17 protein-coding genes are annotated in these 15,601 nt (G+C 71.3%); 10 read left to right on the forward strand and 7 right to left on the reverse strand.

Going from position 1 to position 15,601, the window contains the following annotated elements; all coding sequences use genetic code 11:
- Window positions 1–17: 17 nt before the first annotated feature.
- From lptM to MFF22_RS07495, 4 genes are all read right to left on the reverse strand, one after another.
- Window positions 18–371, reverse strand: a complete 354-nt coding sequence (gene lptM, locus MFF22_RS07480; protein ID WP_238248494.1) for an LPS translocon maturation chaperone LptM — start codon at window positions 369–371, stop codon at window positions 18–20.
- 132 nt (window positions 372–503) lie between these two features.
- Window positions 504–800 carry a 3',5'-cyclic-nucleotide phosphodiesterase gene (locus MFF22_RS07485; RefSeq protein WP_238248333.1) on the reverse strand — a complete coding sequence of 99 codons (297 nt, stop codon included), beginning with the start codon at window positions 798–800 and terminating at the stop codon, window positions 504–506.
- A gap of 137 nt (window positions 801–937) precedes the next feature.
- The gene (locus tag MFF22_RS07490) at window positions 938–1,639 is read right to left on the reverse strand and encodes a hypothetical protein (RefSeq protein ID WP_238248334.1); all 702 of its coding nucleotides are present in this window, start codon (window positions 1,637–1,639) and stop codon (window positions 938–940) included.
- A 138-nt stretch (window positions 1,640–1,777) separates the two neighbouring features.
- Window positions 1,778–2,395: a DUF1134 domain-containing protein gene (locus MFF22_RS07495; protein ID WP_238248335.1), complete on the reverse strand. Its 618-nt coding sequence runs from the start codon at window positions 2,393–2,395 to the stop codon at window positions 1,778–1,780.
- A 175-nt stretch (window positions 2,396–2,570) separates the two neighbouring features.
- Here MFF22_RS07495 and MFF22_RS07500 point away from each other — a divergent pair, with 175 nt between their 5' ends.
- Window positions 2,571–3,137 carry a YHS domain-containing (seleno)protein gene (locus MFF22_RS07500; RefSeq protein WP_238248336.1) on the forward strand — a complete coding sequence of 189 codons (567 nt, stop codon included), beginning with the start codon at window positions 2,571–2,573 and terminating at the stop codon, window positions 3,135–3,137.
- Here the strand turns inward: MFF22_RS07500 and MFF22_RS07505 are convergent.
- Window positions 3,118–3,978, reverse strand: a complete 861-nt coding sequence (locus MFF22_RS07505) for a 3'(2'),5'-bisphosphate nucleotidase CysQ family protein (RefSeq protein ID WP_238248337.1) — start codon at window positions 3,976–3,978, stop codon at window positions 3,118–3,120. The two genes, MFF22_RS07500 and MFF22_RS07505, sit on opposite strands and share 20 nt — an antisense overlap.
- A gap of 274 nt (window positions 3,979–4,252) precedes the next feature.
- Between MFF22_RS07505 and chpT the strand changes: the two genes are divergently transcribed.
- From chpT to MFF22_RS07535, 6 genes are all read left to right on the forward strand, one after another.
- Window positions 4,253–4,948, forward strand: a complete 696-nt coding sequence (gene chpT, locus MFF22_RS07510; RefSeq protein WP_238248338.1) for a histidine phosphotransferase ChpT — start codon at window positions 4,253–4,255, stop codon at window positions 4,946–4,948.
- A 105-nt stretch (window positions 4,949–5,053) separates the two neighbouring features.
- Entirely contained in the window at window positions 5,054–7,789 is a 2,736-nt protein-coding gene (locus MFF22_RS07515) for a hybrid sensor histidine kinase/response regulator (RefSeq protein ID WP_238248339.1), read from the forward strand.
- A gap of 45 nt (window positions 7,790–7,834) precedes the next feature.
- A complete protein-coding gene (locus MFF22_RS07520) occupies window positions 7,835–8,350 on the forward strand; it encodes a chemotaxis protein CheW (RefSeq protein WP_238248340.1) in 516 nt (171 codons plus the stop codon).
- 10 nt (window positions 8,351–8,360) lie between these two features.
- A complete protein-coding gene (locus MFF22_RS07525; protein WP_238248341.1) occupies window positions 8,361–8,762 on the forward strand; it encodes a response regulator in 402 nt (133 codons plus the stop codon).
- Between the two features lie 134 nt (window positions 8,763–8,896).
- Complete coding sequence (gene cheB / locus MFF22_RS07530) at window positions 8,897–10,057, forward strand: chemotaxis-specific protein-glutamate methyltransferase CheB (RefSeq protein WP_238248342.1); 1,161 nt, start codon at window positions 8,897–8,899, stop codon at window positions 10,055–10,057.
- Window positions 10,054–10,899, forward strand: coding sequence for a CheR family methyltransferase (locus MFF22_RS07535; RefSeq protein ID WP_238248343.1), 846 nt, complete (start codon window positions 10,054–10,056; stop codon window positions 10,897–10,899). Before cheB ends, MFF22_RS07535 begins: the two co-directional genes overlap by 4 nt.
- Before the next feature lie 52 nt (window positions 10,900–10,951).
- Here the strand turns inward: MFF22_RS07535 and MFF22_RS07540 are convergent, their stop codons facing one another.
- Both MFF22_RS07540 and MFF22_RS07545 read right to left on the reverse strand, forming a co-directional pair.
- A complete protein-coding gene (locus MFF22_RS07540; RefSeq protein WP_238248344.1) occupies window positions 10,952–11,689 on the reverse strand; it encodes a TerC family protein in 738 nt (245 codons plus the stop codon).
- Window positions 11,690–11,694: 5 nt separating this feature from the next.
- On the reverse strand, window positions 11,695–12,642 hold the full coding sequence (locus tag MFF22_RS07545) for a lipid kinase (RefSeq protein WP_238248345.1): 948 nt from the start codon (window positions 12,640–12,642) through the stop codon (window positions 11,695–11,697).
- Window positions 12,643–12,921: 279 nt separating this feature from the next.
- On the opposite strand from MFF22_RS07545, the gene MFF22_RS07550 reads away from it, so the two are divergent.
- The 3 genes from MFF22_RS07550 to MFF22_RS07560 all read left to right on the forward strand — a co-directional run bounded on the left by MFF22_RS07550 (window position 12,922) and on the right by MFF22_RS07560 (window position 15,568).
- Window positions 12,922–13,761: a hypothetical protein gene (locus MFF22_RS07550; protein ID WP_238248346.1), complete on the forward strand. Its 840-nt coding sequence runs from the start codon at window positions 12,922–12,924 to the stop codon at window positions 13,759–13,761.
- A 63-nt stretch (window positions 13,762–13,824) separates the two neighbouring features.
- Window positions 13,825–15,156, forward strand: coding sequence for a thermonuclease family protein (locus MFF22_RS07555; protein ID WP_238248347.1), 1,332 nt, complete (start codon window positions 13,825–13,827; stop codon window positions 15,154–15,156).
- 49 nt (window positions 15,157–15,205) lie between these two features.
- Window positions 15,206–15,568, forward strand: a complete 363-nt coding sequence (locus MFF22_RS07560) for a hypothetical protein (RefSeq protein ID WP_238248348.1) — start codon at window positions 15,206–15,208, stop codon at window positions 15,566–15,568.
- Window positions 15,569–15,601 lie beyond the last annotated feature (33 nt).

The raw sequence follows: 15,601 nt of genomic DNA on the forward strand, positions 1-15,601 counted from the left end.
GTCCGGACCGGGTCCGTCTACAGCAGCGGGTCGAGAATGAAAGGTTCCTTGGGGATCCGGTAGCCGCGCTTGGCGCCCTTGGTCGTCTGGACGGGGGCCTCGGAGCCCGAGGGCGGGATGGCGCTCGGTGCAAGTTCATCGCCGGCACGAACGGCCTCGGCATCCGGTTCGGCCTGTCCGCCGCCGAGTCCGATGCTGTCGGGGAGGATGCGGCCGGTCTTCACGGCCGATCCCGCGCCGTTCGTCGCCGCCGCGGGGGCGGTGGCGGAGGCCTGCGGCGGCTCGAGGGCGCCCCGGCGGCCGCAGCCGGCCAGGGCGAGGGCAGCGAGGCCGGCCACGGCCAGGAGTCGAAGGGCGGGTCGGGGCAACATCACGCGTGGGTCCGGCGGTCCCCGGCGGGCACCGCGCCCGGCCGGAGCATCACCTTAGCCGTTGCCGTGGCCCGGGGCGAGCGCATGTCCGCAACACGCGCCGCCCCGCTTGGGGCACGGCGCGCCCGCGACTCAGCCGCGCTTGTCCCGGCTGCCGGAGGCGCCTTCACGCTTGGAGCCGCTCTGGCCCTGCTGGGCCTCGTAGGCGTCGATCGCCCGGCGGCAATTCTCCGACAGCTGCTTCCAGTTCCGCTGCATGCAGGCGTCGGTCGCCGGATCGTCGGGGGCGAGGTTGCCGCAATAGGAGAGATAATCCCCGGTGCAGTACTTCTTGAGCGTCTCGTTGCCTCGCTTCGACTGCTGGGCGGCGGCCGGGAGCGTCAGGGCGAGCGCCGCGGCGGCGGCGGTGACGATGTGCTTGAGGCGCATGAGTACGCTTTCCGTATGGCTCTACTTCGAATTCGTGCGGCGCTGCGATGATGCCTCCGCGTGGTCGAAACATGGCGACCGCGCGAAATCAGCAAACGAGCCCCGATGCATCCGCCCCCTGGCCCGCGGGGCGGCTGTCAGACACGCTCAGGTTCCTGCTCGGGCACCGCGAAGGCGCCGGCCCGGGGCAGCCGGGCCTGTCCGACCAGGGCGTCGGCAACTTCGGCGATGCGCTTGCGCAGATCGGCATTCTCCCGCTCGACGGTCTCGTCGCGGCCCGGCGCCGCAGCCAGGGCCTGCTCCGCGGCCAGCAGGCTCGCGCGGAGGGCATCGCGCTCGGCGGCAAGGTCGGCGGCAAGGGCGGGCTCTGTTCCGGCCGCGGCGGTTGAGGTACCCCGCCGGAGGGCGATCAGGCTGTCGAGCAGGTCGGCATGGGCGTCCTCCAGGGCGTGGAGGGTGGCGAGGCTTACAGTCCCCTCGTCGCGGGACCGGGCGAGGGCCGTTTCCAGGTCGCCGTTCTCGCGGCGCACCTGCGCGAGTTGCGCGTCGCGCGCTTCGATGTCGCGGCTCAAGCTTGCGGCCTTCATCGTCCCGGCGCCGATGGCCACCAAGTCGGCGTGGCGCTGGGCCTTCACCACCTCCACCGTCCGTTCAAGCCGCCGCTCCCGGATCGCGAGTTGGGCGCGCAGGAAATCGCGCTCCGCCGCAATCTCGCCGGGGGAGAGGGGCAGCCGGGCTTCGGCCCGGCGGCGGGCGAGGCGCGCGGCGCGGGCATTCACGGCTGGCAGCACCAGGAGGCCGAGAAGGCTCGCAGCCAGGAAGCCCAGCGCGAAGATCATCGCCGTTTCGATCAAGACGAACCGCTCGCGTCCCGGGCCGGCCCATCCGGCCCTGCTTCACATTGGGCTTCTAGCGCAACTCTCAAGCGAGGCTAAGCCCATCGAGGACAGAGCGGGACGGATCTGCGGCCCGGTGTGTCAGAACGGGTTCCACGTCGCCTGGTGGGTGAATTTGAGGTACCCCACGTTGACGCCGAGCCGTGCGCCAACGCCGCTGCGGATCGGCACCACAACGATGCCGCCGTCGGTCATCGCCGTCATCCCGAAGCCGCCGACGAAATAGGCCGAACCGTCGATCCCGCCGAAGCGGCGGAACAGCGCTCGCGTCGCCGGCAGGTTGTAGACAAGCATCATGGTCCGTGCGCCGTCGCCGCCCACGTCGAAGCCCAGGGAGGGGCCCTGCCAGTAGACCTTCTGCTGGCCGGAATTGCGGGTGTAGAGCACGCCCTCGCCGTAGCGCAGGCCTGCGACGAAGGCGCCGGAGCCCTCCTGGCCGAGGATGTAGCCGTTGGGCTCGCCCCACCGGCGGCCCGCCTCCTCGACGGTGAGGGCGAGCCCGCGGGAAACGGTGCCGAAGAAGCGATGGCCGGATTCGACCAGTTCCTCGGGGCGGAAGGTCTCCGGATTGGCGTTCGGGGGCAGCCGGTCCGCCAGCGCCGGCCCGACGGCCGTCAGGACAGGACCCGCGACCGCGAGACCGAGGCCGGCCCGCAGGATCTGCCGCCTCGGGAGGCCGGGAGTGAAGGGTGCCGTCATATGCTTCCTCCGCCGACGGGCGACGCCGCGCCCTCGCTGGTTGCAACCCCCTGCCATCCGGCCGCGGCGACCCCTTGCGCCGCCGGACCGGATATGCGGCAACCGGCCCGGACGGAGCGCGAGGCCGGCTCCGCACGAAGCCGGAGTGGGAGCAACATTGGACCAAAACCGCAAGATGAGGTTAACGGGCCGTGACCGCGACGAGGCATCCGCGCGCAGGCGCACGGTCGGACGGTGGATCGGGGCGGCCCTCCCGGTCCTCCTCGCCCTGGTGGCGTTCGACACTCCGGCGGCAAGGGGCGATCCGAGCCCGACCCGGATCGTGCCGATCGCCCTCAGCGGCAACGATCCCGTGAGCTACTTCCTGCCGGAGGGCCCGCGACCGGGCTCGCCGCGGTTCGAGGCGGACTGGGACGGACGGGTCTTTCGCTTCGCCACCGAGGCCAACCTGGCGGTGTTCCGGCGGGATCCCGGCGTCTATGCGCCCCGGCTCGGGGGCTTCGACGCCGAGGCGGTCCTCGACGGGCGCCTCGCCGACGCCGACCCCAAGGTCTTCGCACTCGTCGAAGGGAGGCTCTACCTGTTCCGGGACGCGGCGCGCCGCGCACGCTTCCTCGCCGATCCGGCGCTGGCCCGGAAGGCCGAGGAGATCTGGCCGACCCTGGGCCGCCTGCTGGACGATCCGGACGAGTTCGCCGGGGCGAAGCCTGCCGCGCCTGCGCCTAGGAGCGGGGAGCCCTGACCGGCGCGTGGCAGGAGTCGCCCGGCTTCAGGACGATCCCCGGCGCCAGGGCCGGATCGCCGATGGCCGCGAAGGGCCCGTTGCGAAACCCGTCGCCGACCCGCCCATAGCGGATCGGGCCGCCGCCGGGCACGACGACGCATCCGCCCGCCGCGGTCAGGATCGCATCGCCCGCCGCCGTGTCCCATTCCATGGTCGCTCCGCAACGGATGTAGATGTCCGCTTCGCCGGAGGCGAGGAGGCCGAACTTGATCGCCGAACCGGAGGTGCGAACTTCCAGCACGGGAAGGGCGGCGAGGCAGGCTGTCGTCTCGGTGTCGCCGTGGCGGCGGCTGCCGAGGGCGACGAGGCCCGCCTCCGGCGCCTTGCGCGCGTGCACCGGCCGCGCCGGCCCCGGCCGCCCCCCGATCACCGGCGCCTCGAAGGCGTCGCCCGCGGACAGCCACACCCGGTCGAGGCCCGGCGCGGCCAGGGCCGCCGCGATGGGACGTCCCTCCGCGACCAGGGCGATGTTGACGGAATAATGCGGCGTCCCCGCCAGGAAGTCCCGTGTCCCGTCCAGGGGATCGACGAGGAAGAACAGGTCGCCCGCCGGGAGGTCGCGGCTGCTCTCTTCCGCGACGATCGGGATACCCGGGAAGCGCAGCGTCAGGGCTTTGAGGATCAGCGCCTCGGCATCGAGGTCGGCCGCGCTGGAGGGGGAGCCGTCGGCCTTCACCACATGGGGGCAGGACGCGCCATGCCAGCGCCGCAGCACCTCGCCGGCCGCGCAGGCGATGTCCGCGAGCGTCGCTGCGATCCGCCCGGCTTCGGCTTCCGTCATCGTCGCCGCATCCGTCATGACGCCGCGATCCTCCCCCGCCCTGCATGCCCGACCCGGGCGCGGTTGTCGATTCCGTAGCTTTGCGCGCCCCGTCATGGCCCCCGTCCGGGCCCGCAGGGGTGCAAAGACGGGCCAGACGTCATCCTGCCCGCGGCCTCCGCGATCCGGGTTAACGCTTTGCAAAGGTCCGTGCGCCGTCTATCCACGCGCACCGCTTTGCGCCCGCCGACGCGGTCAGGAAGCGGGCGCGACACATCCTGCGCCGCCGACGCGAACCGCCCCGGAGCTTCCGATGCCCATCCTCACCCTCGATGGCCTGGACCTGGCCGCCCTGCTGTGCTCCCGCGTCTGCCACGACGTGATCAGCCCGGTCGGCGCGATCGTGAACGGCCTGGAGGTGCTGGAGGACGATCAGGACGAATCGATGCGCGAATTCGCCCTCGAGCTGATCGGCAAGAGCGCGCGGCAGGCTTCGGCCCGCCTGAAGTTCGCCCGTCTCGCCTTCGGGGCCGCGGGTTCGGCCGGCGCGTCGATCGACCTCGCCGACGCCGAGGGCGTGGCCAAGGGCATGTTCGCCGACGAGAAGACCAAGCTCGAATGGCGCGCGCCGCAGGCCCTGTTCCCGAAGAACAAGGTGAAGCTGCTCCTCAACCTCGTGATGGTCGCGACCTCCGCGATCCCCCGCGGCGGCCTGATCGACGTGACCGTCACCGGCGAAGGCGAGGCGCCGACCTTCGTCCTGAAGGCCAAGGGCTCCCATGCCCGCATTCCCCCCCACGTGGTGGAACTCATCGCGGGCGAGCCGGAAAGCGGCACCGTCGATGCCCACGGCATCCTGCCCTACTACGCTGGCCTCGTCGCCCGGGCGACGCAGATGGATGTCCGGTTCGCAATCGAGGGCGACGAGGTGACGGTGACCGCGGAACCTTCGGCCGTGACACTGGATAAGACGCCCGATGCTGGGAATTCCGGCAGCGAAGCCGTCTGATTGGCTCAAAATACTTCCGCGAAACCCGCAAGCGGCAACTCTTCGATAACGCCCGATCGCCATGATCGCCGGTGCGAGACGTTTCGCACGTGACGAGTACCGGCGATGGACGACCTGCTTCGTGAGTTTCTGACCGAGAGCGCAGAGCATCTCGACACGGTCGACACGGAACTCGTGCGGTTCGAGCAGGACCCGAACAACGAAACGATTCTACGAAACATCTTCCGGCTGGTGCACACCATCAAGGGCACCTGCGGGTTCCTGGGCCTGCCCCGGCTGGAGGCCCTGGCCCACGCCGCCGAAACCTTGATGGGCCGGTTCCGCGACGGCATGCCGGTCTCCTCGGCGAGCGTCACGCTGATCCTCGCCACCCTCGACCGCCTCAAGGCGATCCTCGCCGATCTTGACGCCACGGGCTCCGAGCCGACCGGCTCCGATTCCGACCTGATCGAGGCCCTGGAGCACATGGCCGAAGTCGGCGGCGAGCCTGTCGCCGCGGCGGCCCCCGAGCCCGTGGCGCCGCCCGCCCCGCCGGAGATCGTCCTGCCGGAGCCGGTATCGCGCGAACTGAAGCCCGGCGAAGTGACCCTGGACGATCTGGAGGCGGCGTTCCTGGCCGCCCCCGGCCCCGACGAGATGGCCTTCGCCCCCCTCGAGGCGCCCGCGCCTGCCCCGAAGCCCGAGCCCGCCAAGGCGGCTCCGGTCGCGGCCGAGCCTGTCCGGGCCGAAACCCCGAAGGCCGAAGCGCCCAAGGCGGAGACGCCTCATCCGGCGACGGAAGGCGAAGCGAGCCCGTCGAACAAGGTGCAGACGATCCGTGTGAACGTCGACACCCTTGAACACCTGATGACCATGGTCTCGGAACTGGTGCTGACCCGCAACCAGCTCCTCGAGATCGCCCGGCGGCACGAGGATTCCGCCTACAAGGTTCCGCTGCAGCGCCTGTCGCACGTCACTGCCGAGTTGCAGGAAGGCGTGATGAAGACGCGCATGCAGCCCATCGGCAACGCATGGCAGAAGCTGCCGCGGGTGGTGCGCGACCTGTCCGCCGAACTCGGCAAGCAGATCGAACTCGTGATGCTGGGGGCGGAGACCGAGCTGGACCGGCAGGTGCTGGAGGTCATCAAGGACCCGCTGACCCACATGGTCCGCAACTCGGCCGACCACGGCCTGGAATCGACCGCCCAGCGCGTCGCCGCCGGCAAGCCCGCCCGCGGGACCATCCGCCTCTCGGCGTTCCACGAGGGCGGCACGATCACCATCGAGATCGCCGACGACGGCAAGGGGCTCGACCTCGCCGCCATCCGCCGCAAGGCGGTGGAGCGCGGTCTCGCCAGCCAGGCCGACGTCGATCGCATGACCGACGCGCAGGCGGCCAAGTTCATCTTCCATGCCGGCTTCTCCACGGCGGCGGCGGTGACCTCGGTCTCGGGCCGCGGCGTCGGCATGGACGTGGTCAAGACCAACATCGAGACGATCGGCGGCGTCATCGACATCGCGACCCAGGCCGGGCGCGGCACCGTCTTCACCATCAAGATCCCGCTCACCCTGGCCATCGTCGCGGCCCTGATCGTCAGGGCCGGCGAGAACCGGTTCGCCCTGCCGCAGGTGGCGGTGCTGGAACTCGTCCGGGTCGGCGCCAACGCCCAGCCGGTGGAGCACATCAACGGCTCGCCGGTGCTGCGCCTCCGCGAACGGCTGCTGCCGATCGTGTCCCTCTCCGGCCTGCTCGGGGCGGACACCGTGGCCGAGGCCACGGGCTTCGTGGTGGTCGCGCAGGTCGGCCGCCAGCGCTTCGGCATCCTCGTGGACGAGGTCTTCCACACCGAGGAAATCGTCGTGAAGCCGATGTCGGCGAAGCTGCGCCACATCCCGCTCTTCGCCGGCAACACCATCCTCGGCGACGGCGCCGTGGTACTGATCGTCGATCCCAACGGCGTCGCCAACCAGGTGGCGCAGGGCACCCAGGCGAGCGCCGGGCAGGCCGAGACCGACGCCGCCGAGGCGGAAATGACCGAGGCGACCACCACGCTGCTGGTGTTCAAGGGCGGCGGCGGCGGCTTCAAGGCGGTGCCGCTGTCCCTCGTCACCCGGCTCGAAGAGATCGAGTGCGAGAAGGTGGAGTGGCCTGGCGGGCGACCGCTTATCCAGTACCGGGGCCGCCTCATGCCCCTGGTCCCGGCCGACGACGGCATCGCCATCCGCACCGAGGGCCGTCAGGCGCTCGTGGTCTTCTCCGACGGCGAGCGGGCCATGGGCCTCGTGGTGGACGAGATCGTGGACATCGTCGAGGAGCGCCTCGACATCGAGATCGCCGCCGAACGCTCGGACCTCATCGGCTCGGCGGTGCTGCGGGGCCGGGCGACCGACATCATCAATATCGCCCACTTCCTGCCGATGGCCTACGACGACTGGGCGCGGGGCCCGCGCAAGTCCCAGAAGGACGTCTCGACCCTGCTGCTGGTGGACGACTCCGCCTTCTTCCGCGACATGCTCAGCCCGGTCCTCAAGGCGGCCGGCTTCCAGGTCGTCACCGCGGCCGGGGCCGACGAGGCCCTGGCGACCCTCCACGCCGACCAGCGCATCTCCGTGGTCGTCACCGACATCGAGATGCCCGGCCGCACCGGGTTCGACCTTGTGGCGGCGATGCGCGGCGAGGGTGGCCGCTTCGCCGGGATGCCGGTGATCGGCCTCACCGGCTCGGTGGGAGCCGAGGCGGTGGAGCGGGCCCGTGCGCTCGCCATCACCGACCTCGTCGCCAAGTTCGACCGGAGCGGCCTCGTGGCGGCCCTGGGCGAGATCGATGCGTCCGCCGAGGACGCCCTGTCCCGGGCGGCCTGAGCCCGTCAGTCCTTCACTGTTTGAGCGTTTCCCGGAGTACGTGAGATGAAGGCTGCCAACGCCAACGGCGCCGAGACCGGTCCCACCGAGGACTTCGTCACGGTCCACGTCGACGGAGTCCTGTTCGGGCTCGCGATCGAACGGGTCCACGACGTGTTCGTGCCATCGGGCGTCACGCCGGTTCCCCTGGCCCCCCGGGAGATCGTGGGCCTCCTCAACCTGCGCGGGCGTGTCGTGACGGCCCTGTGCCTGCGCCGCCGGCTCGGCATGGCGCCCTCCGAGGCCCGGGACGACGCCGGTGTGAACGACCGGGGCATGGCCATCGGCCTGGAGCAGGGCGGCGAGACCTTCGCCCTGATCGTGGACGGCGTCGGCGAGGTCCTCAAGCTCGGCGGCGACACCCGGGAAAGCGTGCCGATCAACCTCGATTCCCGCTGGCGGGACCTGACCATCTGCGTGCACCGCCTCGAGGGGCGGCTCCTCGTCGTCCTCGACGTGGATGCGCTCCTCAACTTCGGCTCGAAGGATGCCCGCGGCGCCCGCGGCGCCGAGGCGGCGTAAGGGACCGACGATGAGCCAGCGCGAGATGACCTGCCTCGTTGTCGACGATTCGGCGGTGATCCGAAAGGTCGCCCGCCGGATCATCGAGGATTTCGGCTACGCGGTCGTCGAGGCGGAGGATGGAGACAGTGCCCTCGCGATCTGCGCCGAATCGATGCCGGATCTGATCCTGCTCGATTGGAACATGCCAAACAGGGATGGTTACGCGTTCCTGCAGGAATTGCGACAGACCGAGGCCGGCAAGCGGCCCAAGGTGGTGTTCTGCACTACGGAAAACGACGTCGGTGCCATCGCCCGGGCCTTGCGGGGTGGTGCGGACGAATACATCATGAAACCCTTCGATCGCGATATCTTGACGGCGAAGCTCGAACAGGTCGGGCTTTCTATCAGGACGAATACAGACTTTTATTAAACAATCGCAGGTAGTGTTGGCCATTCGCGCCGGGCCAAACCCGGGACGGGCGGGGTGGCCGATTCCCTGTTGCGTCGTGTGAGGGGCAACGGCCTAGCGCCGGGCGGCGTCGGAACGGGGGAGACGAGAAGGTCATGGTTTCCAGTCCTGCGGCCACGGCGCCGCGCATGCCCGCCTCGCCCCCCAGCGCTCCCGTCAGGGTCCTGATCGCCGACGATTCGGCGGTGGTGCGCGGCCTCGTCGCCCGCTGGATCACGGAAGCCGGCTTCCAGCTCGTCGGAACGGCCTCGAATGGCCGGATCGCCCTGGAGATGATGTCCCGGCACGACCCGGACGTGGTTCTCCTCGACATCGACATGCCGGAACTCGACGGCACGGAGGCGCTGCCGCGCATGCTCGCGGCGAGCCCGACCCTGCAGGTCGTGATGATGTCGACGCTCACGACCCGCAACGCCGACATCTCCCTGCGCTGCCTCGCCCTCGGCGCGGTGGACTACATCGCCAAGCCCGAGAGCAACCGCGGCGTCACCACCTCTGATTCCTTCCGGACCGACCTCATCGAGCGGGTGCGTGTCTTCGGGGCAGCCCGCGCCCGGGGCCGCCGGGGGACTGCGCCGGTCCAGGCACCGTCGGTGGGGGTCGCCCCCGTCGCGGCGCCGAAGCCGGCGGCGCGGATCACCCTGCGGCCGAAGGCACGGGTCACGAGCCTGCCCCGCGTCCTGCTGGTCGGCTCTTCGACCGGCGGCCCGCGGGCGGTGGGCGAAGCCCTGGCGGGCATCGGTGCGGCGGCGCTACGCCGGGTGCCGACCCTGATCGTCCAGCACATGCCGCCGGTCTTCACCGCCGTGTTCGCCGAGCACCTTTCCGCCCGGGTCGGCCTCCTGGCCGCCGAGGGCAAGGCCGACGAGCGCCTGGAGCCGGGCCGGATCTACGTCGCCCCCGGCGGGCGCCACATGGGCCTCGCCGCCGCAGCCGGCGGTCCGGTCATCAAGCTCACCGACGGTCCCCCCGTGAACTTCTGCCGCCCGGCGGTGGACGTGCTGTTCCGGGACGCGGCGGTCATCTTCGGCGCGGCCACCGCCACGGTGATCCTGACCGGCATGGGTTCCGACGGCACCAACGGCGCCCGCGCCCTGGTGGAGGCGGGCGGCCCGGTTATCGCCCAGGACGAGGCCACGAGCACGGTGTGGGGCATGCCCGGCAGCGTCGCCCGCGCCGGCCTCGCCGAAGCCGTCCTGCCCCTGCCGGAGATCGGCCCGGCGCTCCGCGCCATGCTCACAGGCCAACCGGCATGACGGAGTTCGATTTCGAGTACCTCCGGGCGTACCTCAAGCAGCGGTCCGGCCTCGCGCTCAGCTCCGAGAAGCGGTACCTCGTGGAGAGCCGCCTCGCACCGGTCTGCCGGCGCTTCAACTTCGCGACCCTTCGCGATCTGATCGGCAGCCTCAAGATCACCCATGACGGCGCGATCGAGCGGGCCGTCGTCGAGGCGATGACCACCAACGAAACCTTCTTCTTCCGCGACCGCCTCCCCTTCGACCTGTTCCGGGACGTGGTGCTGCCGGAGGCCCTGGCCCGCAACGCCGCCCGGCGCCGGCTCAGGATCTGGTGCGCGGCCGCCTCGACCGGCCAGGAGCCCTATTCCATCGCCATGCTGCTTCAGGAGGCGGCGCCCCGCCTCTCCGGCTGGCAGGTCGACCTCGTGGCGACGGATATCTCAAGCGAGGTGATCGAGCGGGCCAAGCTTGGCCTTTACAGCCAGTTCGAGGTTCAGCGCGGGCTCCCGGTGCAGTGGCTGCTGAAGTACTTCACCCAGATCGGCGAACAGTGGCAGATCTCGGCGTCCCTGCGTTCGATGGTCGAGTTCCGGCAGTTCAACCTGCTGCACGGGTTCGAAGGCCTCGGCTCGTTCGACGTGATCTTCTGCCGGAATGTACTGATCTACTTCGACGCGCCGACGAAGTCGGAGATCCTCGGCCGTTTCGCAAACAGCCTTATCCCGGGCGGTGCCCTGATGCTCGGGGCCGCCGAAACGGTGATCGGCCTCACGGACCGGCTCGTCCCCGATACCAAGCACCGGGGCCTGTACGGCCACGCCTCGCCCCAGGCTCCTGCCCTCCGGGCCGTGGCGGTCTAGCGAGGCGCCCTTGCTCCGCCGGGCGAGGGCCCGGCGGTGTGGCAGGGGCTGGCTAGATGCTTCGCGCGGCCCGGCGTCGGCGCCGGGCCATCATGTTGAGGCCCTCGACGGCGGCCGAGAAGGCCATCGCCGTGTAGATGTAGCCCTTCGGGACATGGGCCCCGAAACCCTCGGCGATCAGCGTCATGCCGATCATGATGAGGAAGCCCAGGGCCAGCATCACCACGGTGGGATTCCGGGCGATGAAAGCCGAGAGCGGATCGGCGGCGATCAGCATGACCGTGACGGCGGCGATGACGGCGATCATCATGATCGGGACATGCTCCGTCATGCCGATCGCGGTGATGATCGAATCGATCGAGAAGACGAGGTCGAGGAGCAGGATCTGCCCGATCGCCGCCCCGAAGCCGATCGATCCACCCTTCGCCCCCGTCTCCCCCGGATCGGGATCGACCGCGTGATGGATCTCCTTGGTGGCCTTCCACAGCAGGAAGAGGCCGCCTGCCACGAGGATGATGTCGCGCCACGAGAAGGCCTGTCCGGCCACGGAGAAGACCGGCTCCGTCAGGTGGACGATGAAGGCGACCGCCCCGAGGAGGGCCAGCCGCAGCACCAGGGCGAGGCCGATGCCGATCCGCCGGGCACTTGCCTGTCTCTCTGCGGGCAGCTTGTTGGTCAGGATCGAGATGAAGATCAGGTTGTCGACGCCGAGGACGACTTCCATCACCACGAGGGTGGCGAGGGCCGCCCAGGCCGCAGGGTCGGCAGCGAGCTGCATCAGGTCGTTCACGGCTTTCAGCTCCGTGGGGTCGAGCCAAGAAGGCGGCTTCCGATCTCGCCGAGATCGGAGCTTCCGGACCGCTCGGAGGCGGGCGGGGCGTAGATCCGCAGGATCTTCGGCATCACCTTGAAGTGGGCCGGGGTCTCGGTGGTCAGCTCGCCGTCCGTGTTGATCGGGCGGGGCTTGCGGGTGTACAGGCGGATCTCCTGCGTCTTGAACGCCCGGACGTCGGCGGCCTTGCCCTGGGTGCCCCTGCGGAGGGCCGGCAGCAGGGCGAGCAGCCGCCACCAATGGTCGATCTCCAGGCTGTAGAAGTCGAGGTTGCCGTCATCGACCGAGGCGGCCTGCTCCACCGTCATGCCCCCGCCGTAGTGGCGGCCGTTGCCCACGGAGACCTGAATCGTCACCACCCGCTCGACCTTGCCGTCGTACTCGAGGGTGACGCCGAAGGGGCGCACCTTGCGCAGCACCCGCACGGCGGCCACCGCGTAGCCGAGGACGCCCCAGCGCTTCTTGGCCTCGGAGGTCAGCTCGCCGGCCAGTTCCGCCGAGAAGCCGATGCTCGCGACATTGAAGTAGTAGTGGCCGTTGACCCAGCCGAGATCGACCGGCTGCAGCTGTGCCGTCGGGATGAACCGGGCCGCGGCCAGGGGATCGAGGGGCAGGCCGAGGGAGCGGGCGAGGTCGTTGGCCGTGCCGAGCGGCAGGATGGCCAGGGGCAGGCCTGTCTCCACGAGGCTCTCGGCCGCCGCGTTCATCGTGCCGTCGCCGCCGCCGAGGATCACGAAATCCACCTCGCCCGCGAGGGCGCGGATGGCCTCGTCGGGTTTCGCCTCCCCCGGGGGATCGACGGGCTCGATCCCGCCGGCACGGAGGATCGTACGCACCTCGTCGAGGGAAAAGCCGCCGTTACGGGCCTTGGGGTTGCAGCTGAGCAGCGCCCGCCGGGCGGGACCGCTCATCGGGCGGCCATCGCCGACCGGCCAGGAGGGAAGATGCGGGGGAGCGGTCGAGTCTGATGAGCCGTCATCGGCTTCCGTATCCTTTTCCGCGGGCCACTATCGCCGGTGTGGTTTTTCTGCACTTGGGCGACAGACGTGCGAACTCAACCCCATCATCCCCGGAATTCGCCGCTGGTGCGAAAGGCCGGCACCTGCGATGCCTGTCCTCGGCCCGGAACCCTCGCGGCACCCGGGCGCGTTCTCCTTCTTTCAGTCCTCCGCCGCGGTCCGACTGGTCCCATGCGCGCCTCACCCCTCCACCCCCGCCATCTCGCCACGGCCCTCGGGCTCGTGCTGCCGCTCCTGGCCCTGCCCGCCGTCGCCGACCCGCGGGCCTGGGTCGATCCACCCAAGGCCACCGGGAAGCCGGCGGAGGGCACGCCCGCCGCCGCCCCCGAGGCCGCCGCGCCGAAGGTCGCCCCGCCCAGGCTCGCGTCGCCCGCTCCGGCCGCCGCGGCCCCGGCGTACGAAGCGGCTGTCACGCATAGGCGCCACGCCGCCTCTGCGAAGCAGGAGCGCGCCCGCGAGCGCATCGCGGCCTCCCCGCGGCACCGCCACAGCCCGCCGCGGTCGCGCCTCGCCGACACGCCCGCCGTCACCCCCTCCATGGGGCCGGTCCCTGTGGCCGCCGCACCGGCAGGCCGGGCGGAGGCGGCCCAGGCTTTGGCGACGGAGTATCTCTCCGCCGTTTCCTCGCCGGGCGAAGCCATGGTCGGCGCCACGCCGCGGTTCTACAGCACCCGCGTCCGGTTCTACGGCCGGTCGACGACGCTGGCGGCCCTCCTCGACGAGAAGCGCGGCTTCGTCCGTCGCTGGCCCGAGCGGCGCTATGCGGCGCGGGCCTTCAGCACGCAGTGCACCCGGGACGGATCGACCTGCATCGTGCGGGCGATCGTCGATTTCCGGGCGGCCAATCCCCAACGGGGCGCCGTGTCCCGGGGTGCCTCCGAACTGGTGCTGGAAGTGAGCTTCGCCGGCCAGCGTCCCGTCATCGTCGCCGAGAGCGGCCGGGTGATTCACCGCGACGGGCCCAGCCAGGACCGGGCCGAGACCCTGGCCGGGGCTCCGGGGAGAGGGTAAGAGCGCTCGCGACACGACCCCGCCGCGCCGTCCCGGCCGGCGGGAGAGGCCAGGCAGGAGCGTATGACGGCTTCCACAGCGGCGGCGGAACTGGAGAGCGGGGCGTCGCATCCCGAACTCGACGCGCCGGATCGCGCGGCGCTCCTCGACACGCTGCGCAGCGAGGTCCGAAGGGCCCGGCCGCATCCCGTGGCCGAGCGGATCCTGCTGCTCATCCTCCAGGCGGCCGTGGAGCCGCAGGCCGCCGAGCCCGGATACCGGATCCTCGACCGGCAGGGCCTTCCGCGCCTGCACGGGGCGGGGGAGGGAGCCGAACCGCGCCCCTTCACCCTCGCTGACCTCATCGACGAGCAGCGGATCAAACATCCCGGCCTGTTCATGCCCCCAGAGCCCGCAAGGGCCGAAGCGGGGGAGGGGGCGGAGCAGGATGCCGCCTCGGCCGCGGGCACCCTCGCAACGGGGGCCTCGGAGATGCGGGCCGCCACGGCGCGCTTCATCGGTTCGCAATCGGTGCGTGCCCGCTCCCTGGCCGAGCAATCCTCGGTCCAGGGCCGGGCGCTCGCCCGCTCGGCAGCCGGTGCCCTCACGGCCCTTCGTGGACGCCTCCGCCGGGACGCGCCCTTGGCCGACGACGCGGATTTCGCCGGGGAACCACGATCCGACCGCGTCAGGGACGCCCTCACCGAACGGCTCGGAGGCCTGCGGGACCGCCTGGGAGTCGCCGGCGATGCGGACGGGCATCGCGGACGGTTCTGGCTCGGTGCCGCCGCCCTGGCGACGGGCGCCGTGGTGCTGCTCGCGGTGATCGTGAACGCGCCCCGGGGGCCGGACACCGCCACCGCCCCGGCGAGCCGTCCGGCCGCGCCGGCCAACCCGGCTCCTGCCAACCCCACTGCTGCCAACCCGGCCCCGGCCACCCCCACGCAGGCCAATTCCGCTCCGGCCGCGCCCGAGGTGGCCCGCAGCCCGGGGTCCGAACCGCAGCAGAGCGCCCGCGCCCCGGCGGCGCAGGACAACGTCACTCCTCCGCCCGAAGGCGATGGCCGCGGCGATGCCGACACGGACGCGCCGCCCCCCGCCAATGCGCTCACCGGGCCCGTGCAGGTTATCGACACGGCGACCCTCAAGGTCGGCGGCAAGCTCGTGCACCTCTTCGGGGTGGAATGGGTGCGCGGCGGCCAAGCGGACGAACTGGCCCGTTACATCGCCGGGCGGACGGTGAGCTGCCTGCCGGCCCCCGGCAGCGAGAGCATGAACTGCTCCGTAGACGGGAGGGACCTGTCCGAGGTGGTGCTCTACAACGGCGGCGGCCGTGCCTCTCCGGAGGCGAGCCCCGAACTCGTGGCGGCGGAGGATCACGCCCGCAGCGAGCGGCTCGGCGTGTGGAAGCGCTGAGGCTCACGATCCGTTGACGGGGGGGCTCGACCGCGCCTAGACAAGAGCCATGCGCAGGCCCTCCGACCGATCGGCTCGATGCCGCGCGGTCCTCGCCGTGGCCGCGCTCTACGGCCTGTTGCTCCAGGTCTTCCTCGTCTCGCTGCATCCCGGCGCGCCTCTCCCCGGCGGCGGGGTGATCTGTGCGGCCCATGACGGGGTGCCCGCCGACGACGGCACGCCCTGCCCGCAGCAGCTCTGCTGCCTCTCGGCGCACCTCGCCCAGCCCCTCGCCGCGCCGGTCCCCGACACGGTCGCCGTGGCCGTGCCCTGGCGAAGGGCCGTCGCGGAGGTCTGGCGCCCCGCCGAGACGCCGCCCGCCCGGGGGCCCCCCGACCGCGCCGTCAGTTCCCGGGGTCCGCCCGCCGCCTGACCGATCCGCCCGTCGATCGCTCAGACCCCGGAC

Source organism: Methylobacterium persicinum (genome assembly GCF_022179525.1).
GTDB classification, from domain to species: Bacteria; Pseudomonadota; Alphaproteobacteria; order Rhizobiales; family Beijerinckiaceae; genus Methylobacterium; species Methylobacterium persicinum.